At 68.3% G+C, this 21370-nt stretch carries 9 protein-coding genes; all 9 read right to left on the reverse strand.

Features of this window, described 5'->3' with window-relative positions; all coding sequences use genetic code 11:
* Window positions 1-170: 170 nt before the first annotated feature.
* Complete coding sequence (locus AC1Q6E_RS13695) at window positions 171-1166, reverse strand: FecR family protein (RefSeq protein ID WP_296555091.1); 996 nt, start codon at window positions 1164-1166, stop codon at window positions 171-173.
* A 19-nt stretch (window positions 1167-1185) separates the two neighbouring features.
* Window positions 1186-1794, reverse strand: coding sequence for a sigma-70 family RNA polymerase sigma factor (locus AC1Q6E_RS13700; RefSeq protein WP_152792386.1), 609 nt, complete (start codon window positions 1792-1794; stop codon window positions 1186-1188).
* Entirely contained in the window at window positions 1791-2459 is a 669-nt protein-coding gene (locus AC1Q6E_RS13705; RefSeq protein WP_152792385.1) for an STN domain-containing protein, read from the reverse strand. The genes AC1Q6E_RS13700 and AC1Q6E_RS13705 overlap by 4 nt, the downstream gene beginning before the upstream one ends.
* A gap of 206 nt (window positions 2460-2665) precedes the next feature.
* The gene (locus AC1Q6E_RS13710; RefSeq protein WP_492572937.1) at window positions 2666-16897 is read right to left on the reverse strand and encodes a filamentous hemagglutinin family protein; all 14232 of its coding nucleotides are present in this window, start codon (window positions 16895-16897) and stop codon (window positions 2666-2668) included.
* Window positions 16898-17078: 181 nt separating this feature from the next.
* Window positions 17079-18065, reverse strand: a complete 987-nt coding sequence (locus tag AC1Q6E_RS13715) for a FecR family protein (protein WP_152792383.1) — start codon at window positions 18063-18065, stop codon at window positions 17079-17081.
* A gap of 8 nt (window positions 18066-18073) precedes the next feature.
* On the reverse strand, window positions 18074-18625 hold the full coding sequence (locus tag AC1Q6E_RS13720) for an RNA polymerase sigma factor (protein ID WP_296555098.1): 552 nt from the start codon (window positions 18623-18625) through the stop codon (window positions 18074-18076).
* 1 nt (window position 18626) lies between these two features.
* On the reverse strand, window positions 18627-19391 hold the full coding sequence (locus AC1Q6E_RS13725; RefSeq protein ID WP_492572938.1) for a TonB-dependent outer membrane receptor: 765 nt from the start codon (window positions 19389-19391) through the stop codon (window positions 18627-18629).
* 114 nt (window positions 19392-19505) lie between these two features.
* Entirely contained in the window at window positions 19506-20882 is a 1377-nt protein-coding gene (locus tag AC1Q6E_RS13730) for a trypsin-like peptidase domain-containing protein (RefSeq protein ID WP_492572939.1), read from the reverse strand.
* Complete coding sequence (locus AC1Q6E_RS13735) at window positions 20866-21366, reverse strand: YbaB/EbfC family DNA-binding protein (protein ID WP_152792381.1); 501 nt, start codon at window positions 21364-21366, stop codon at window positions 20866-20868. The genes AC1Q6E_RS13730 and AC1Q6E_RS13735 overlap by 17 nt, the downstream gene beginning before the upstream one ends.
* Between the last annotated feature and the right edge of the window lie 4 nt (window positions 21367-21370).

A 21370-nucleotide genomic window follows, 5' to 3' on the forward strand; every position in this document is an offset into this window, starting at 1 on the left:
CCGGTTGGAAACACGGGACGAAGCGATAGGCTGGACGGGCACGGACATATCGGGTCGGATCCTAGACAGATGAATCAACGCGGGCGCGCAAGCCGCGCACCCCTATGTCCGTATAGACGCCACCCGGGAAAAAGATGGAACAGAAACCCACATGAATTTTTGGTGACAGGTCACCCCAGCATCACGACGTTCGCCACGCGGCGGACGTGGGCGGCGTAGAGCCGCTGGATGAGGGCAATGGCCTGGTCGGTGTCCTTGATGGTGAAACGGCCGCTGATCCGTTGGCGCGCCAGTTCGTCGCTCATCAGGATCACGCGTCCGCTGCGGTAGCGATTGATCTCGGCTACGGCATCGGTCAGCGGCGTATCGTGGAAGACGATGTATCCCTGGCGCCATCCCGAGGGCGCGGCGGGACCTTCATTCATGACGGCAAGAGCCCGGCCGGAACCGTACGAAGCCGACTCCTCGGCGTTCAGGGTCAGGACGCCATGGGCATGGCGCACTTCGGCCCGGCCCTCGGTACACAGCACGCGGGTTTCCCCATTGTCCAGGTACCTGATCTCGACGCATCCCGCCGCGAGCTGGATGCGGCCCGACCCGGCCTGGATCTCCAGCGGCGCCCGGCCATCGCTGCGGATCTCGGCTTCGCCGGCGATCAACTCGACCCGCAGGGGATCTGCCTGCCGCACCGAAATGCTGGTCTGGGTATTCAGCAATAGTTGTATGTGCGCGCTCAGGGCCACGCTGAGTTGCTCTCCCGCGGCCGTGCGATAGTCCGCCCCCATTTCGGACCACGAAGGCCACAGCCCCAAGGGCGGATGCGCCATGCCCACCACGCCCGCGGCCGTGGCGACCGCGGCACCGACGAACCACCGGCGGCCCGGCGAGACCGGCCGGGCCATCCGCGCCGCCGGGATCCGGCACCGGACCGTCCGCAGGACTTCGCCCATTTCGCGCCATTCCGCGCTCGCCCGGCGCCACATCTGCGCATGCGTCGCGCTCTGCGCGCACCAGCGGCGCAGGGCCTCGGCATCGGCGCGGGTCGGGCGGCCGACGGCCAACCGCCGCGCCCATGCACGCGCCTGCTGCAACACGATGTCGGCGCTGTCCGCGCCGGGATCGTTCATGGGATCTCCTGCCGTCATGCCATGGAACTCGGTGTCCATATTCGGTTTTTCCTTCTTCTTATAGACGTTTGGAGACTCGGATATGCGCACGTTTTTCCGCGGGATCTGACAATTTGTTGCCATCTCTCGCGACACGGCCGGAAGCTGCGTCCACCGCTTCCTCCACTGCCTCCATATGGCGCGCGCAGAATTCATGTGCCACCTGCAGCTCTCTGCTGATCAGCCGCGTGGATACCCCCCAGCGCTGCGCCAGCTCCTTCAGCGTCAGGCCATCGACCCGCGCGGCGTAGAGAATGTCGCGCTGCCTGGCCGGCAAAGCGGCCAGGGCATCAGCCGCACGGCTCAGGTCGAAACGCGCCTGCACCACACGCGACGGTCCCGGCGCGGGGTCGGCCAGTTCATACAGATCGGCCACTTCGTCGGCGCTCAGGTAGCGCTGGGTGCCGCGCAGCCTGTCGATGGCGGCGTTGACGGCGGTGTGCAGCAGATAGGCCTGGGGATGCCGCACCTCGTTCAAGCCCTCGCGATCCGCCAACTGCACATAAGCGTCGTGCAGCGCGTCGCTTGCCAGTTCCGCCGACCCCAGACGACGGACCAATTGCGCTTTAAGCGTTTCATAACGCTCGGTAAACAACCGCCTCAATTCGGCCAGGCCACGTCCCGTCATGACGCGCAAGCCTTCAGGCGACCAGCCTGGTGCGTCACAAGCAGCACGATGGGTTGGGCCAGCGTGGGGGGTGGCCCGATATCCAGTCGCGCTCCTTCCAGGCTGGCCTCGATTCGGGGCTCGAGTTCGGCATGGCCCTGGGCGGCGGCCCTGACCCGCTGCAGCACACCGGAGCCGCTGACATAGGCACTGATGGCCAGCCGGTACTGGCCGATCGCCAAACCGGCGTCGGCACAAAGAATGCTGGTGGCCACCCGCTGCACTCTGCCGTAGAAAGCGGCATGAAGCGCCATCCGTCGTTCACCTTCCGCCGCGGCTGGCGCGGGTGGCTCGACCGGCACGATCACGAATGCCCCGGTCGAGGCAAACCGGGCCTGCATCCCGGTTCCGCGAAGCAGGGCAGCCAAGGCGGCATCAGGATCCAGGCGCCCGTTGATGGCCGTCGACCTCAGGTGAGCCACCTGCCCGGCATCATAGAGAACGGACCGCCCCGTCGCGCGGCTGTACGCCTGCAACGCATCGTGCAGGGGCTGGCTATCGATGGCGAACGCGGCGGGTTCGCTGCGGGAAGCCGCGCCAGCCTCTCGCCCGGAGGCCTGCGCCGCGGCGGCCATATTGACGAAGCCACAGCAGAACGGCCCCACGATCCAGGCGAGCAACATCATGCGCACACGGCGGACGCGCAGACGACGAGCGGACAGGCGGGCAACGGCAGGCAGGACATTCCACCCCAAACGCGGCAGTTTTTCGTGGGCCGCACCGCTGGACCGGACATGCGGCAAGGCCGGCGCATCGTAGCCGGCTGGCGTGACAGTCGGATTACATCCGCCTTACCGCGCCCCGCTACGCCGGCCGGCCCGCCCCCGTTGCCCTACCTTCCCAACAACCTGCGTTCCTCGGCCGTCAGACTGGCCTTCTGCGCGTCGCCCAGCGGACCCCTGCCCAGCACCTGCACCGGACTGTTGCGGTCGTACCCCATACCGACGGTAGCCGGAGCCGCGGAAGACGGTTGCGATACAGGCGCCGGTTCGCTGCCGAAACCGAGCACGCGTACGGTGAACACCGAAGGCAATGCCCGCCGCGCCGCCGAGCGCTCGCGCTGGATCATATCCTGTGCCGCCGTCGCCGCCGAACTGGCCGCCTGGCTGGCATTGGTCAGTGCCGCCACGTTCACGGTGTTCTGCGGCAGGCCGAAGGTCAGGCCCTTGACCTCGATGTTGTCCGCACCGCGGATCTGCTGTGCCGCGATGATCAGGTTGCCCGATACCCGGATGCCGGCATCGCCCGCGTCCACCGTGCCATGTGGGGCAAACAGGTAGACATCCCCCGGCTTCTGTCCCGGTTCCGTGATGAGCGTCGCGATGCCCGACCCGGTCGCCGCCCCGGTCAGCTCCAGTTCGAAGCTACCGGAGGCCGGATCGAACACCAGGCGCGGCGGCGGCGCCAGCACGGCCGTCTTCGCGCCCTTGCCGGCGTTGATGTCGCCCTCCGACGACCAGATCGCCAGCGTGCCCCCACCGACCGCGAAGATACGGCTCTGGTTGACGATCACGTCGCCATGCGAAGCGATACTTACGTCGCCGCCGCGCAGCGCCACGATACCGAGTTCGCCTGGCTGCTTCAGATAGTCGCGGTAGACGATGGTCGAAGCCGGATAGCCGTTCAACGCGTAACGGCCGGTCTGCAGGATGTCCGGGCCGACCTGCGCCAGGCCGCCATCGATGGCGCCATTCGGCACCAGGATGTCGATGCTGCCGTCGTAGTGCGAACGCACCTGCGAGTAGCGCAGCGATAGATCGCCGCCGTAATAGTCCCGCAGCAATGCCTGATAGCCGCTCCAACGCTCGCTGAACGTCTTCAACTCGGCCTCGGTCAACGGCCGGTCGGTCGGGAACAGTGCCGGATCGGTCGGGAACAACCCTGTGGTCGCCAGATAACCATCGTTGTAGTTGCCGCTGGACACGGCCTCGATGCCGGAGCGCTTGATCTCCGCGAAGTAGATCGAACGGATGAACGCATGCCGCTGGCCTGCCGGCAGCATCTGGAACGCTTCCCAGGCCGCCGCCTCGCCCAGCGTCTCATCCCCGGTCTGCTTTCGCATGAAACTGACGAGACCCTGTATCACGGTTGTACTTTCGCCGTTGGCCAGCGTCACGTCGTGGACGTAGGACTGCCTGCCGGACGTGCTGCCCGGCGCCAGATACGCTCCGGCGAAGCCGGCGTAATCCGGGCCTTTCGCACCCGCGCCGACGGTCAGCACCACGTTGGCGCTGACCCCCTCCGGCAGGTACGGATTGAGACGATTGCCGACACTCTGGATGCCGTTGCTGGTACCCAGGTCCAGATCTCGGCCGGCGGTGATTTCCAGACTGCCGGGGCCGCTGATCCAGATACCGGCACCGTCCGGCGCCTTGTTGAGGTAGGGCGTGCGCGGCGTGTAGAACAGCACGTCGCGGCCGGCCTCGACCACCGTGGCATGGTCCTCGCGGAAGTTCTGCACAACGAGTTGCAGGTTGGTCACGTCCCGGCCGGCGCGGATCTCGGCCGGCTTGGCCAGCGAGACGAAGCCCGCCAGATTGTTGTAGGCGATATTCTGCGCCTTGCCCAGAACGTCGCCTTGCACCGCATACAGTCGCACCGGATTCGCGTCTTCGGCGCGATACAGGCTGGCGCTGTGGGTCAGACTGCGGTCGAAGCTCGGCCAGAAGCCCGGAATCAGCTCGGACAGCGCGGCGGCGAACTGGATGTTGTTGCCCGGCGTCGCAAAGACCGACGGATCGGCATCGGACAACACCAGGTGGCCGAGCGTCAGCGAGCCGCTCGCCAGTACCGTCAGATCGCCGTCGGCGGCCGGCGCGATGTAGACGCCATTGCCGTCGTTGCCCAGCGAAATATCGCCGTTGAACGCTACCAGTTCGACGTTGCCGGGCAGGAAGGTTCCGAAGTTGACCGTCGTCGCGTTCGGCGCTCCACCGGAATACGCGCTGCTTCCGCCGAGCACGATGTCGCCGGTCAGCGTCGTCAGGTTCAAGGCACTTCTGCCGCCGTAGGTCTTGAACAGCGTAAAGGGGTTGTAGATCGAACCGATGTCGACGTTGCCGCGCACGTTCAGATCCAGTGCCGCGGCGCCGATGGCGAAGTTGGAGTTGTACTGGCTGGCGCTGTTCTGAAGCCAGCTCTGGACATGATAGGACTGATACGGCGCGGTACCGAGATTGCGGCCGACGTCGACCGTACCTTTGCCGCTGGCGACGTAGACATTGACGCCATTGACGTCGCGCACGGCCGACAGCAGCAGATCGCCGCCGCCGACCGTCAAGAGGTTGCGGTCACCCGGCGTCGTCCCCTGGTAAACGCCGGCGTCCGAAGTCGCGGCGTTGAGGCCGGAAATGTCCCGGCCTGCCGTCACGGCCAGATTGCCGCCACCGAGCGTCGCCACACCCTCGCGGAGATTCTGGAACACCGGCCCCCACGCCACCTGCTGCGTGTAGATGCCGCTGGTCGCGTTGTAACCGCCCTGCGCGGCCAGCCAGTTCTCGGGCTTCTGCGGATTGATGCCCACCGAACTGCTGTCCTTGCGCTCGCCAATCACGTCGCGCTGCGCGTCGAGCGTGATGTCGCCGCCGCCATAGGCCAGCGTGAACGCACCGCCGCCGTAGGCGCGGCGACCGTCGCCGAGCAGCGCGAACGCGCCGCCGCCCGGCTGGATGTTGGCTGGGCGGCCGGCGGTGTAGATCGCGCTGTAGTGCAGGACGCTGCCGACGCTGCTCGACGAATACGGAACACCGTTGGTGCGCAGCACGCCGGTGACGATGTCGTGCGCGGCGGCGATATCGATGCTGCCCGTGCCGGTGCGCACGACCACGCCGCGTCCGCCGTAGCCGTTGTTGCCGGTGCCGGATACGGCGTCCGCGGCGCGCAGGATCACCTCGCCCTTGCCTTGCGCGACCTCGAAGTCCGGCTGCACGCCGAGCACGCCGGCGCCCCTGAAGTCGGCGCCCGCGACGAAGCGATAGGACCATGAGCGATCGTCGAGCAGCAGGTTGCTGTCGAGGATCCCCGCGCCGCCCGTGAAACCGTCCGACAACGAGGCCTTGAAGATAACGTTGCCGGCGGCACGCAATGTCAAGATGCCGGGCGTCTGCCCGCCGCCAAAGCGCAGGTCCGACAGATCCCAGTCCCGCGCCAGGATCAGGTCGGCCGTCGGCAGCGTCACGCTATCTGTCAGCGGCGTGACGACGACGTGCTCCAGTGCCGTTGTACCGCCGAACAGCCGGTCGGCCGGCACGGTGTTGTTGGCGATCTCGACCGTCGCGGCCAGGCCGTTGGTAAACAGCGTCAACTGGCCGGCGGCGGGAATCTCGACGATCTCACCGGTGTTCACCAATATGTTGGTATTGACAGTAGTGCGGTTGACGCTGCGCAGGAAGCTTCCCTTGGCATCGTAGATGTTGAAGACGCCGATCACGCTGCTGCGGAAGGTGCCGCTGGTGCTGCCATTGGCGTTGATCCAGTTCACTTTGACGCGCGCACCGGCGCTGAGGTTCAGCCAACTGCCGCTGACAACACTATTGCGCATCGCGATCTGATCGTGGCTGGATGAAGTGGCCGGCACCGCGACGCCCAGCGCGTCGATCGTCACGCCATTGAGCCGATAGGTGCCGCTGGTTGGCAGCGCGACCGCCACCTGCCGCTCGCTCGACTGCAATATCTTGATCGCCGCACCGCTGGCCTTGAACGTGCTGCCGGCCGGCAGCGATGCGATCTGGATGTTCTCGTTGAACTCGTAGCCACCGGCCGGCAACACGACGCTCACCCCGGCGACGCTGATCTGCATGTACGGCGTGTTGGCATTGCCGGTCCCGCTGGCGTAGACCACCGTCCCGGGCGGCAACGTGTAAGTGCTGTAGTAGTTGCCTTCCATCGTCATCCGGCTGCCGTCTGGCAGGATGGCGTAGCCGCCGCCGTTGATCAAGACCGTACCGGTGCCCGAGCCTTCCGGCAGCAGGATCGGTACCCCGACAGGAACGACGAAGGTGTCGGCGGCCTGCATCACCACGACCAGGCCGTCGCGGATGGTGGTGATTTCGTAATTCGTATTCTGCCTGCGCACGCCCTCGGAGGTGACGACCAGCCGCCCTTCGCTGAAACCATCCGTGAAGCTCAGCGAACCTCCCGACGGTATGCCGAGCGCGGCGCCCGGGTCGAGAATCGCGGCGATGGTATCGGGCAGGCTGGTGTTGGCATTGATGACTTCGGCGCCCGGCGTGACTTCCAGCACGTTGACGAGGCCGGGATTCGATGCCAGCAGTCGATTGCGGATTGCCGCCGTATTGCTGGCGAAGCGATTGCCGTCGGCCTGCACCTGCGTGCGCACGGCGTCGTCGATCAGGCCACCGCTGTCGGACAGGTCATAGACCTTGTAGCCTTCGGCGATGATGTGCGCGGCGCCGAGTACATTGCCGGCGATCGGCTTGACGTTGAGATCGGTTCCGGCCGCCGTCTGCGGCGCGCGCAGGTGCAGGGTGCCGGCCTGGCCGCCTCCGAGGTCGAGCACGCTGGCGCCGCTCAGACCCGCCAACTGTGCGGAAGCCGGCAACACCAACGGAATCGCGCCGCTGCCGCCGCGGGCAAAACTCAGGTCGCCATCCTTGGCGAGCGTCAGCACCGAGCCGGCCGAGACCTTGCCGATGGCGGCATGGGTCAGGTCGAATTTTCCGCCGCCATCGAGGCCGAAGCTGAGCACGGCGTCACCGACCGGGGTGAAACTGCCGGCCGAGAGCAGCGTGAACTTGGTGTTGGCGCCGGCACCGGTGACGACCGCGTCGGTCACGCTGAAATCGGTCGTGCCATAGGTGGTGCCGATCAACACGTCCAGCGAGCCAGCACCGAGGAAAGACGCGTTCAGGCTGGCCGAATAGGTCTTGCTGTCATAGGGCTGCACCGCCACGCCCGCGGTGGCTCCGGCGACGGTCAACGACTGGCCATAGACCTGCATGCCGGTCATGGCCGCGCTGCCGGCGTTGCGGAACACCACATCGACCGCGCCGATCGAACCGGGTGCGAAGGCCACCGAGCTGTAGCTGTTCGTGGAGAACTTCAGCGTCGCTCCGGCTGGCACCGAGAAACCGACATTGGTCTCGGTGGCGCGCACGGTACCGTCGGCCAGGACCAGGCTGAGATTGGTCGCGCCGAGCATCTGCACCCCCGCCGGCGTGCCGCTGGGGAAGTACATCTCCAGGTCCAGCGCGCCAGATCCGGAATTGTAGTAAGCCATGCGCCAGCCGCCGCTACCGCTGAACACCTCGGTTGGCGAAACCTTGATCGCCAGTTCGCCGCCCACCGGCAGGCCGATATTCTGCAACTGGTTTACGAGGTTGCTGAACACGACCGAGCCGCCCTTGGGCAGGCCGTTGGAGAACGTAAAGACGGTGCTGCCGACGATGCTGCTCTTGCCCGCCTTGGTCAAGGTGACCGAGGTCTGCCCGCTGGCGCTTACCGTCACCCGATTGACCGGCAGCGTCCAGTTCCCGGTCGAACTCAGCAGCGTCAGCGCGCTGCCTGCGGAGAGCTGCAACGCGCTCTGGCCGGCCGTGACCGTGACCTGGGTGCCGTTGCCGACGGTGGTGACGCTGACGCTGTCGGCCGTGGTCGTGATGATGTTGTCGCCGGGCGTGCCATTGGGAAGCACCACCGGCGTGCCGCCCGCCAGGTGCACCGAGCTGCCTGGCGCGTTGAGCGTCAGCGGCACCGAGGCGACCGTGGTAGCGCCGTGCGTGTCGAACGCGCCGCTGGTCGGCAGCGCCACCGCGACACCGGCTACGCCCTCGACCACCTTGACTTCGCCGGCCCCCCTGAGCGTGAGCGTACTGCCGGCCGTGAGCTCGACCGGGGTGTTGGCGGCCAGGTTCCGGGTACTGCCATCGGCCAGGGTAATCGTCGCCGCGACCGTGCTGCTGATCTTGCTGCCCGGCGTGCCGCCGGGGAAGCCGATGGTATTGCCCGACGGCAGCGTGATGCTGCTGCCGATCGCGTCCAGCGTCACGACCTTCGCCGCGGCCGCGGCGCTGGCCACGCCCAGATCGATCAGCGAACCGGCCTGGATATCGACCACCGCGTCGTGGTGGGTCACGTCCACGCCATCGACGATGCGGTTGGCGCCGGCCGACAGGAACACGCTGCCGCCCTGGCCGGAACCGTCGAAGTCCTCGCCGGCAACGGTGAGTTTGCTGCCGGACGCAAGAATCACGTCGTCGGCCGCGGACAGCTCGATACTGCCGCCGGTTTTTCCGGAAGCATCGATGGTGCCGGTGACGGTGATCCCCCCCTCGTCCACGATCAGGCTGAAATCGCGGGTCCGGGTCACCCCGTCGAGCACCGCGTCGCCGCTGCGCAGCCGGATCTCGCGGGAACGGGCGAAACCGCCTGCATTGAGCACCGACTGCATCGCGCCGAAGCCCGGCAGGCTGCCGGCATCGAGTGAAAACTTGGCGCCGACGGCCTCGCCCTCGATCGTGAAATTGCCCACCGGCACGGTCACGGTCAGCTCACCGCCGCCATCGGGATCGGAAAGATCCAGCACACTGCCGGCGTCGACGCGGACGTTGCCGGCCTGCGAAACGAGTTTGATATCGCCGGCCGGCAATGTGCGCTGCTGGTCGAAGAAGGTCTCGGTGCGGCCGCTGACATCGATCCGGGCGTTGCCGCTGACGGCAAGATTCTGCTGCGCCTTCAGCGTCAGCGAGCCGGCCGGCAGGCGCACATCGGTGCCGAAGTCTACGGTATTGCCAGCGAAGGTCAGCAGGCCCGCCGAGCCCACGCGCTCGTCGCGGTCATCCAGCGCGGCCTGTCCACCGCGCCCGACGCGCATTGCGCCGGTCGCGGTCACGGTAGCGTCGGTGCCCGCCGCGGCGCTGATGAAGGGTGTCGTCAGCAGCAGGTCGGACGCGGCCGCCGTGCTACCGGCGGTCAAGGTGCCGATGCCGTCGAAGTGGGTTTCCCGCGCGGCAAGCCGCGCCTCGCCAAAGCCGAGGATGCGGCTGTCGCCGTCGCCCAGCATCAGCCGCCCGGCGACCAGATCGAGGACGCCGGCGTTCGTCGCCGGCTCGGCGCCCGCGGCCTGCGCCCCGCTGGTATTGCGCAACACGAGTTGGTCGGCCTCGATGCGCGCCGTGCCCGTGCCCTGCTGGCGCAGCGAGGCCGCGTCGAGTACCAGCGCGGCGGTCTGCGACCGGAGGTCGGTGCCATCGTGCAGGTCGATGCTGCCATAGCTGCGCAGCACCAGGCGCTCGGCCTGCGACAGGCGCGACAGCGTCTCGGCGTTGGCGATGAAGCCGCCGGCGTCGGCCGGGGCATCGCCGAAGTGGATCGCCGTGGCGGCCAGTTCCAGCGAACGCGCGGTGATCCGCGCGTCGGCCGGGATATCGGCGCCGGCCACGGCGTCGAACAGGATCGCGCCGCCCGCCACCAACGACACACCGCTGCCGATGCCAATGTGGCCGGCCAGCGTGCCCGCTGCGTTGCCGAGGTCGTGGCGCTTGACGGCAAGATCGTTGGCGGCGTTGCTGAGCACCAGCAGCGCACCCTGACCCGTGCCGGCACGCGTGTCGGCGGCCGAAATCGTGCCTATCGCCAGTGGCTGCGCGTCGCCGCTGTATCCGCCCTCGGCGCGGATCACGGCGCCGTCGGCGAGCCTGATGCTGCTGGCGCCGCCTGCGGCCTGGCCGTTGCCGGTCAGCAGCAGGATTTCCGGTGCGACCAACGCGGATGCCTCGTCGTTGGCGATCAGGATCGACTCGGAAACCCCCGTCAGCTTCACGCTGTCGGTGACGTTGTCGGCATCGGTGTCTACCGGCTCTCGAGTGCCGCCGAGCAGCAGGGATTGCGCGCCGATCGCATTGAGCGCACTGGCCCCGATACTGAGCGCGTAGCCCTCGACCGGCGCGGCGCCGTCGGCGATCACCGCGATCGACTGCGCGGCGATGTCAGCCTGCCCTCCGCGGCCGCCTTCGGCGATGCCGAAGGCGAACCGGCCCTCGAGCGTCAGCGCGTGCGTGGCGATCAGCGACAGTTGGCCGGCGTCGGCGGGCAGTGCCGGACGTATTGCCGCCCCGGTGCCGGCGAAGGCGGCGCTGAACGTGGTTTCCCGGTACTCGCTGTAGCGGCGCGCAACGTCGCCCGAGAGCACGAGAAAGGTCGAGCGGCGCGCGTCCTGGCTGCCATCGAAATTCGAGCCAAGGCGGCCGCTCACGTAATAACCGCCGTCCAGGCGCGCGCCGGCGCCACTGACGCGATCGCTCTGAGCGGCCACCCGTTCGACGCGGAACGCGCCCGGCTGCAGGGCATACTCGGCGGGCAGCAGGGTGTACCAGCCTGCCGGCAAGCCCGGCACGGCGTCAAGATACACGCGATTGCCGACGGCCGGCGCGGGGCTTTCGGCGCTGGCCACGGCGCCGAAAGCAGGCTGCGCGCCGGGTATGACGGCGTAAACGCCGCCGCCACTCAATACGTTGCGCGAACCGCCTGTGCCAGCGGTGAATTCGGCACCGGCCACATCGCCGCCACCGGACAGATCCAGAGTCGAACCCGCTTGAATGTCCACGCTGTCGCCATTGATGACGATAGCCTTCGACGACGGCGTCGAAACGATGCGCAGCGCGTCCTGGTTGCCGACCGCGTCGTATTCGGCGCCGTAGCCCTGGTACCAGGTACCGTTGATCAACGTACCGTACGGCAGCGTGCGGCCCTGCAGCGAAACATCGGTGAGGCTGCCGGAGGCCAGCGTGACGCTGCCGGTGCTGCCGGCGTCCAGCGTGATCTTGCCCAGCGGCGCGAGCAGCGTGCCCCCCTGGACGATGGTCGGTGCCTGCAAGGTGATCTGTCCGCCGATCGACAGCGGCAGCGTCGCCGCGTCGCCGCTGCCGGGCAGGACGGTCAGCGTGCCGCCGGTCGTGCCGGGGCTGCCTGCCTCGTCGCTGCTCGGCACCGCCGTGGCCCGGGCGGTGAATGCGCTGCTGGACACCGGATAGAGCTGCGTGCCGCCAAGGACCAGGTTTCCGGCCACCGACAGCGAGCCGCTGCGCACGGTTGCCGCCGTGGTCCCGAGCGACGGGGCGCCGCTGAACACCAGATCGCCGGCGCTGATGAAGCGGCCGCCGTCGAAACCCTGCAGCACGGTGCGGCCACCGAGTTCGAGTACCTGTCCCGCCTGCACCGCCAGGCTGGCCGCGCCGGCGGTCGGCGTGGTGAACGTGGTGTAGCCCTGCGAGGCATAGGTCGTCAGGCGATTGTCGACGATGCTGTCGTCGCTATCGCCAAGCCGCACATACGGTGCGCTCAGCGAGACACGGCTCGACGCCGCCGGATCGAGCGCGGCGAACACCCCGGCGGCAAGGATCAGCGCGCGGCCGGCGCCAAGGTCGACGTCGCCGTCGAAGACGATATGGCTGTGCGATTCGATATCGACGGTGCCGAATCCCGCGGCGGCAAGGCGATCGGCCGACAGTTCGACGGTGCCCGTTGCCCACGGCCGGCCAGCCGCGGTGTCGTAGGCCGAAGTGCGTGTCGGCAGCACATCGCCGAACCCCACGCCGTCGGGCAGCGTGGCTGCCGCCCGCTGGCGGATGATGACGCTGCGGCGGCCGACATCCTGCTGGAAGCCGACGTCATTGCCATAGCCGTAGTAGTACGCGCGCAGTTGCTCGCCGAAGTTCAGCGCGAACGTACCGCCGCTGGCGCGCGGGTCGAGCGCGGCGGCGCGATAGTCGCCGTCGAGCCAGGCACCGTCGTTGACGAGGATGTTGATCCTGCCGCCGGCGCTCCATACCGTCGTCGACTCGCGCACGGGCTTGCCGTCGACCGGCTTGCCGGACAGCGCGGTCCGGACGCTGCCCTCGACTGGAAGATCGACCTGCGCCAGGCCGCCCGAGACATCGATCACAGACCCGGCCTCGCTGACCAGATAACCGGCGGTGGCAACGTTCAGCGTCACCGTGCCGCCGTCTAGCACAGTGCCGGTGGCCAGGCCGTGGCGATTGAAGCTGGGCGCCAGCACGCCGGGCGCGAGCAGCCGCGCGTTCGAACCTATCCATAGCGTGTCGGCCGCAGCTGCCCCCGTATACGGGCCGGCGACGTAATTGCGCTGCGAGTAGACGGCGGCGCCCTTGTTCAACGTGATCTCGCCCCCCGGCGCATGCAAGGTACCGTCTACGTACAGCGATTGCACCGAGTTCAGCGCTATCCTGCCGCCGATGCCGACGTCGAGCAGCGCGCCGGTGCCGACGTCCAGACGCCCCAGGGTTGCGGACAACTGCGGAACCCCGTACTGGTCCAGTTCATAGACGTAGTAACCCGCGGCGAGGTCGAGGCTGGCTGTCCCGCTCAGCGCGGGATCGATCGTGGCCGGCATGCTTATCGCCGAGGCTCCGGAGCCGCTGGCGATGCCGCTGACCACGTTCGGCAGCACCCGGTGCTGCGGCGCAAGCACGACCTGCGTCCCCTCGCTCACCGACAGCGAGGCGCCAGCGGTGTAGCTATAGCTGGCGAAGCCTCCTTTCGCAAAGAATTCCGGGCTGACCAACCGCGGCGCGACGACAGCCACGTCGACCGATAGGACAATGCCGGCGCCCAGGGTGCTGCCGGCAGGAACCGTATAGTCATAGTCGAGCGTCGAGCCGACCGGCGCCAGTTGCCGGATCGCGCCGTTGGCGTTGGCCAGGCTGGTGGCGAAGGCGCTGGCCGGCAAGACCGTGCCCGCCATCAAGGTGCCGCTGATCCGGGATATGCCGGTCCCGGCGGGAACGGTATTGCCCGCGTAGTACCACTGGCCGGTCGTCGAAATGTAGACCTGGAGCCCCGTGGGTACCACCCAGTTGCCCTTCAGGACGACCTGTGTCGGCGGATAGCCGTTGTCCTGGAACCAGAAGCTGGCGTTGGCGGCGACCTCGATGCCGGGGGCCAGTACCGCCGAGGAGTATTCCGCCGGGACCGGGAGCGGTGTGCCGGCCAGGACCCGCAGATCCTCGGCCAGGCGCAGGTCCATCGGCGCGGCGACGCCGGCTTCGAGCACGCCATCGCTTACCGCGCGCAGTGCGTCGTCAAGCCGGGCGGCGATCACCGTATCGTGCTGATCGGTGATCAGCAGGGAACCTCCCCGGCCGGCCCTGGTGGCCGTCGCATAGGCATAGCCGCGCAGTTCGGCGCCATCGGCGATGCTCACGTCGCGGCCGACGATGGCGATGCTGCCGGCGTCGCCAAGCGCCTTGACCCGGCCGTCCGTGCCGATGCGCGCGCCGCCGGAGACATCGAGCACGGCGCCACTGTCGATCACGACGCGCGCCTCGCCGGCATAGACATCATTGGCGACGAAGTGCGCGCCGGCGCTGCGATCCTCGGCGGTAAGAACGATCCGCCCCCCATCGACCGGCCCCGGCCGGCCGCCATCGAACCCGTTGCTCCAGCGGCCCGCCACGTCGAGCACGGCGCCGCCGCCCAGGTGCAGCAGATGTTCGGCGCCATCCGATTGGCCCGTGGTGTGCATCGTCTCGAGCAAAATATTGCCGCCGGCGGCGTGGATCCGGCCCTCGATCTCGATGTTGCGCGCATGGAACCCGGCGCTGCCCAGGTCGCCCAGGTCGAGGTTGGCATCGGCCGCAAGCCGGATGTGGCGATTGGCGTAGATGCCGATGCGGCCGATGCCGCTTTCGTTCAGCGCATCGGTGGACAGCACGGTTTCGTAACGGTCCGGCAGCAGCTCGCCGACGTAATCCTCGTCGGCGACGATCGATTTCCCGGCTTGCAGCGTGATGCGGTCGAAACCGTACAGACGCGGAGAGACCTGTGTCGGTCCGGGCGCGTCGGCATCGCCGACGATCAGCGTACCGCCCACCGGCGAAGCCGAAAGCACGCGTGTACTGGCTTCGCGCACGGCGAGAAAATCGCCTTCGGCGGCGAGTTTGGGCGCGATCAGCGTGATGGTGCCGGCGGCGGCGCCGTCGGTGTAGCCGCTTTCATGGACGAACTGGGGACCGACGACAGGGCTGGCCCAGGTCTCGGTCACGCCCCAGCGCCTGTGGGTGACGCCGAACTGGCCGGCAACGCCGGTATAGGCCAGGCCGTTGGTGGCCCGGCCGGCGATGACGCGGTTGCCGACGGCATCCAGCACATAAGACACCGGCACGTTGCCGGCGGCATAATCGATGGTGCCGCCACTGACGTTGAGCAAGGATCCTTCGCGCAGGACGATATTGCCGGTACTGACGAGCCTGATGTCGCCGCCGGTGGTGGTCAACTCGCCGATGCCTCGCTCGATCATGCCTATGTAGCCGACGGCATTGAACAGTTGCGAACCCTGCCACGTGCCGGGCTGGCCGTCGACCCATTCGACGCCGGCCAGGAGCGGATCCTCGAAGCGGCCGGTGTCGCGGATGTCGACCCAGACTTTCTTGCCGTACAGCGCGTCGTAGTAGGCCGGACTGTCGGCGAGTTCGGCACCGCGCAGCTCGACCCGGACGAAATTGTCGAGCACGGATTTCTGCACGCCGCGCGTGCCGGAAACATCGAGGATGGCGCCGTTTTCGATGCGGATCAGGCTGTTGTCGGCGAATCCCACCGTGTCGATCTCGGTCGGGCCGGTACTGCCTCGGGCATCCATGCGGATTTCGCCGGACGGCACCAGCAGCAGCGCACCTCCGCCGACCGCGACCTTGCCGCTGGCGACGTCGATGAAGGACCGCCGGTCGAGCGCATCCGAAGCGGCGACACGGGTATCGCCGAGGTCCGGCAGTACCGACAGGACTGCCCCTTCACTGATGTTGACGGTGCCGGTGGCCGTTGCTTCCCAGCCGGCGAAGGAGCTGTCGAACTCGCTGACCTGGGTAGCGCGCGCGGCATCGAGTGCGTGCAGGATGATCGATCCGTTGCCGATCAGGTTGGTGGAGGTGCTGAGCACGGCGGCGGTGGCCCGGCCGCCCTGTGCAAGGGCGCCGATGCCGACGTCCCGGCCGGCCAGCGTGATGTTGCCGTGCTCGGCCACCAGGTAGCCGTTGTTGACCGCGCGGCCCCCCTCGCCCAGCATGACGTAGAGGCCGCGCATGCCGTTGTCGCTGCTGGCGCGCAGGTAGATCTGCTGGCCGGCGGCGAGCAGCACCTGGCCATTGTCGGCGCGCAGCGTGCCATCGTTGCGCACTTCGCCGCCGAACAGCGCGACGCGGCCGGACGAGGCCGCCGTCAGCTCGGCGCCCGCTTCGACGGTGACTGCGCCGGCCAACTGGGTGGCGTCCTCGATCTCGAACGTCGGGCCGCTGGCGTCCCAGGCCGTGGTCAGGAAATTGGCCGAGAATTTCTCGTCAGTGATGTGGACCGCACTGGCAACCAGATTGCCCACGTTCACCTGGCTGCTGCCGGTGAACAGAATGCCGTTGCGGTTCAGTATGTATACGCTGCCCGGCGCCACGATCTGCCCGGCGATCTGGCTCGGCCGCGCCTGCGGGTCATTGACCCGGTTCAGCACCGACCAATTGGCCTGCTGGCCAAACTTCACCGTGGTGTTGGCGCCCACGTTGAACGTTTCCCAGTTCAGGATCGCCTTGTCGGCCGTCTGCTCGATGGCCACCGTGGTGCGCCCGCCTTCCGAGGTCTGCACCGGATCCCGGGCATGGAGCCAGCCGGCGGTGAGCGAGTTCGTGTCCACCTTCAGCCCGCCCTCGGCCAATCCGTCCGGCACCGGAGACCCTGCCGCCAGCGCCGCCGCGCGCGCCGCCTTCTGGGCGGCCTGCTGCGCCGCGATGGCCTGGGCCGCCCGGCTCAGATTGGCCACGGACCGCTGAGTCTGTTGCCGCGCCGCCTGCTGGGCTCGCTCAGACAGATTCAATGAACTGGCAGGCTGTCCATTGGGCAGCCGCCCGGTACTCGCGGCCAGGTTCTGCGTCGCCCCCTTCTGCGCAAACCACGCGGGACTGAACGCCTGCTGCGCCGGCGCCGGCTCGCTGGCCGCGGCCAGCGCGATCGCCATCGCCATCGTCTGTGCCAGCGGCGCCAGCTTGAAGGATTGCCGTTTCGAGACCGTGCCCGCGATCGCCGCTGCGCTTCGACTACGTGAATTCATTCCGTTCTCCAGCGCCGGCCGGAACGTCCCGGCCCCACGCGCCGGGACGGCATTCCGCCGTCGTATGCCATAGAGACCGTTCTGGCGGTGGACGACCGAACACCGAAAGTAAAAAAACCCCACGCTTGGACAAGATGAGCGCGCATGGCCCGGACGGATCGCCGGCCCGCGCGCCGCGGCCTCAACTCAGCAACACGATGCCCGCTGGCAGGACGGTAGCCTTGGCACCATACGTGGCCTCGATGATCGCCACCACCTCCGGCAACTGCTCCACCCGCAGGCGGGCCTGCACCTTGCGCCGCCCCAGCGCCGCGCTGGTCACGATCAGGCGGCCTGGACGATAGCGGTTGATTTCGTCGATCGCGGCCGCCAGCGATACGCCGTCGAATACCAGGATCCGGTCGCGCCAGCTTTCGACCGCTGCAAGGTCGGTCCCCTCGTTCAGGACGAACCGCTTGCCACCGTAGATCACCTGCTGTCCCGGCTCCAAGGAGCGGGCCCGGCCCGCGGCGTCCACCTCGCCCCGGCCCTGGAGACAGGTGATGCAGACATCGCCCCCCGTCGCGCGCACGTTGAATCTCGCGGCCGAAGCCAGCCGCAAGGTCCCGCCACCGGCGCGTACCGTCACGGGCAGCGCCTGCCCGCGCTCCAGCGCGATCATGGCCTCGCCGGACAGCAGTTCGATATCGACGGCATCCGCGGCACCAGCGCCCGCCGGATGCATGTTCACGGCGGTCTGGGTGTTCAGGCGGACCATGCCGCCATCGAGCGGAATGTCGCGCTGCTCGCCCGTGCCGGTCCGGTAGTCCGCGGTCAGGTCGGAAAAGGCGGGCCAGAGCCGGGCCGGCGGACGCACGACCAGGTAGGCCGCCGCGCCGGCGGCCACCGCCGATCCGAAAAATGCCCGCCGGCCCGGCGAGAACGTCCGCCCACGCAAGCCAGGTCCGATCGAGGGCGCCGCGGGCAGGAGGCGGGCTTCCTTGGCCAGGTCCCATACGCGCGTGGTCTCGGCCATGACCTGCGCATGCAGGGGACTGCGCGCGCACCATTGCTTGTAGGCCTGGGCGTCGTCGGTGGTCGCGCGTCCGGAGGTCAGGCGCACGAGCCAGTCCCGCGCCTGGGCTTCGAGGGCGGGACGGTCTTCTTTCTCGGTATTCACGTAGGCCATGATATCGATTAAGACCGTTTTCCGGCACCCGGACCGAACCGCTGGACGGCTTCCCGGCCCAACCGCTCGGCACAATGCAACAGCGCCGCCTTCACTTCCCGCTCGACGATACGCACGGATACGCCATAGCGGCGGGCGATTTCCTGATGAGGCGTTTCATGCACCCGCGAAGCCAGGAAGATTTCCCTGCGCCGCACCGGCAGTTCCGCCAAGGCCCGCTCGACAGCCGTGATGTCGGCCCGCGCCTCGGCGATGCGGCTCGGCTCGGCGGTCTCGTCCGCGAAATGCAGGAGCTCCTCGATTTCGACGAAGTCCAGCAGGCGCGCGCTGGCCTGCCGCTTGTCCTCGGCCACATTTGCCGCGATGCGCAGGAGGTAGGCCATCGGGCTCTTGATCGGCCCGGGGTCGCTCATCCGTTCGACGCGTAGCCAGGTCTCGTGCAGGACGTCGTCGGCGACATCCTCCGAGCCCAGGCGCCGCCTCAGGCGGCTCCGGATTTCACCGTAGCCGGCAACAAGCAGCCGGCGCAGGATGGCGGGAGTGGAACTGTCCAGGGTCACGTCAATGCGGCGCGGATGCTGTGTCGGTGCCGCAGAGGGGCGTACTGGCGCTGGCCTGGGGCAGCAGCAGAATGGTATAGGGCTCGTCGCCCGCGGCCTCGCCCGCCGCCGCGACCGGCACGCCCTGCAATGCCGACTGGATCGCCCTGTCCCGCGCCCCGGACCCTGTCGAGGTCACCACTCTCACCTTGTTCACACGCCCCCCAGTATCCACGCCCACTTGTAGCAAAGCCCGATAACTTCCCGGCCGGGTCGCCGCGAACCCGCACAGCGACGACTCCAGCGCCGCCTGCACCCGGCGCGCCTGGGATGCCGCCAGCATGCCGGGCGGCTCCGGCGACGCCGGCGACGCCGGCGACGCCGGCTCGTCCGGCAATCGGGCGTCCCCCCCGGTATCCCGCAAGGTCAGCATTCCGGCCGGCGTATACAGGGCGACCAGACGCGTGCCGTCCAACAGCCGATTCAACGCAGCCCCGGCCGCCAGTTCGCCGGAGACCCGGGCCGAATGCTTGCCTGCCGCGAGCTCTCCATCGAAGAACAACGACTCGCCGGTCACCTGCGCATAGGCCCCCAATGCGGCCGCCAGCGGTTGCGCCGGAATATCGAATACGTATCGCTGGAATGCCGGATCGACGCCCGCCGCGGCACAGGCACACGTCGCCGCGGCCATCCACGCCGCCGCGCCCGCCACGGCGCGCCGGAATTTCGCCGCGGCACGGGCCGCGGCCATGCGGCATTCCCCCCCGTCCTCGACCTGGCTGTGCATGCTGTCGCCATTCCCGTTCGCGCCCCGCATGGTAGGCAGCTTTCGCGACAGTTTGGTGTCAGGCCTGCGCACACAGCCCCATGCTCTTGCGGCGTCCGATCCGCGACACCCGCTCTACCGGGGCGCCCCCCCGGGCAGTTCCAGTGCGACGAATATCCTCGCTCCCCTTCGCTGCACCAGCAACGCCGCCGATCCATCCGCCTCCGTCACCGCTTCGGCCAATGCCGCGAGCGACCCCACCGGCTGCCCGTTGACAGCCAGGATGACGTCCCCCACTTCCATGCCCGCGCGTGAAGCCGCGGCGTTGACCCGCTGCACCAGCAACCCGGCCTCGGCCCGCAGTACCTGCAACTCTTGCGGCAACAGGGGGCGCACGACCATGCCCAGCGGCATCGCCGGATCCGGCGCCGCCAGGGCCGGCCGCGACGGCGTCTCGAAACGATCGATGGACACTTCGACGGTCATTCTCTGCCGGTCGCGCCAGACCGCCATCGGCGCGACTTCGCCGGGCCGCAGCTCCGCCACGAAGATCAGCGCGTCGGCCGACTGCCGGACCTCGCGTCCCGCCACGTCCAGGATCACGTCTCCGGGCCGCAGTCCGGCCCGGTCCGCCGCCCCGCCCGGCTCGACATAGCTGATCAGGGCGCCCGCGGGCCGATCCAGCCGGAAAGAATGCGCCAGCGCCTGGCTTACCTCCTGCACGGCGACGCCGATGCGGCCCCGGGTCACGCTGCTGCCGGCCTGCAACTGCTCCTTGATGCGCATCGCCACGTCTATCGGGATGGCGAAGGACAGCCCCTGATAGCCACCGCTGTTGCTGTAGATGCGCGAGTTGATGCCGATGACCTGGCCCCGCAGGTTGAACAGGGGGCCGCCGGAGTTGCCCGGGTTGATCGGCACGTCGGTCTGCAGGAACGACAGGTAATCGGCGCCGGGCAGGACCCGGCCCTTGGCGCTGATGATGCCCGCCGTCGCCGATTGGCTGAAGCCGTAAGGCGCCCCGATGGCGACCACCCAGTCGCCGACCTCGGAACGCTCCGGATCGCCTGTCGCCACCACGGGAAGTCCCGCGGCCTCGATCTTGAGCAGCGCCACGTCGGCCACCGGATCGAGGCCGACGAGCCGCGCCTTGAACTCCCGCCTGTCGGCCAGCCGCACGCTGATATCCCGGCCCTGCGCCACCACGTGCGCGTTGGTCAGGATATAGCCGTCCCCGCTCACGACGAAACCCGATCCCAGGCTGCGTTCGTCGACCTGGTCCCGTCCTGGCGCTGCCCGCCGGCCGTCGACCATGGCGGGCCGCGGCGCGGTGCCGCGCACGACACCGATGTTGACCACCGCCGGGCCATAGGTCTTGACCAGTGCCGAGAAATCCGCGGCCGGCAGCCAGGTCGCGGGCGGCATGCCGGCACACGCCGACAGCGCCAGCACGGCGGCCAGCAGCGGCCCGGCCAGGCGAAGGCCGTCCGGCAGCCTAGCTCTTGGCCACAAAGCTGAGTTCCAGTTGCAGCACCATGGGCTGGCGCATATCAGGCGGAGGCGGCTCGGACAACGGCTGCGCGATCAGCAAGGCGCGCAGATCCTCATCCGCCTGGGGTTGACCGAGCGACGCGAATTCGAGCCGTTCGACCTTGCCGGCGCCGTCCACCCAGACACGCACGATGAGCGGCGGTGGCGGCGCAACCGGCCCTTCCTGCAGCATGCGCTCCTGCATCCAGGCATGCAGTCGTTGGACGGTTTCGCTTTCGGGATCGCTCAGCCAGGCTTGGAACTGGTTGCCGGTCATCTGCGCGTAGCTGATCCAGTGCTGCGGCACGGGTTGCGCGGGAGCCTGGGCAACAGCGGGATTGCCGGCCGCCGTGGTCAACCCCACGCCCAGGACGCCGGCGGCGCGGACGATGCGCTGCCATGCGCGGGCGAACGGGCCGTCGCGCCGGGATTGGGTGGTTCGGGTCGAGGATGAAGTCTGTGCCATGGAT

This window comes from Pigmentiphaga sp. MLSB6-MA01, from assembly GCF_058793475.1.

What these genes read in the sequence shown, in the direction of transcription:
- AC1Q6E_RS13695 (WP_296555091.1), bottom strand. Translation starts at nt 1,166, where the DNA reads ATGGACACCGAGTTCCATGGCATGACGGCAGGAGATCCCATGAACGAT.
- AC1Q6E_RS13700 (WP_152792386.1), bottom strand. Translation starts at nt 1,794, where the DNA reads ATGACGGGACGTGGCCTGGCCGAATTGAGGCGGTTGTTTACCGAGCGT.
- AC1Q6E_RS13725 (WP_492572938.1), bottom strand. Translation starts at nt 19,391, where the DNA reads ATGCACAGCCAGGTCGAGGACGGGGGGGAATGCCGCATGGCCGCGGCC.
- AC1Q6E_RS13710 (WP_492572937.1), bottom strand. Translation starts at nt 16,897, where the DNA reads ATGAATTCACGTAGTCGAAGCGCAGCGGCGATCGCGGGCACGGTCTCG.
- AC1Q6E_RS13705 (WP_152792385.1), bottom strand. Translation starts at nt 2,459, where the DNA reads ATGATGTTGCTCGCCTGGATCGTGGGGCCGTTCTGCTGTGGCTTCGTC.
- AC1Q6E_RS13735 (WP_152792381.1), bottom strand. Translation starts at nt 21,366, where the DNA reads ATGGCACAGACTTCATCCTCGACCCGAACCACCCAATCCCGGCGCGAC.
- AC1Q6E_RS13715 (WP_152792383.1), bottom strand. Translation starts at nt 18,065, where the DNA reads ATGGCCTACGTGAATACCGAGAAAGAAGACCGTCCCGCCCTCGAAGCC.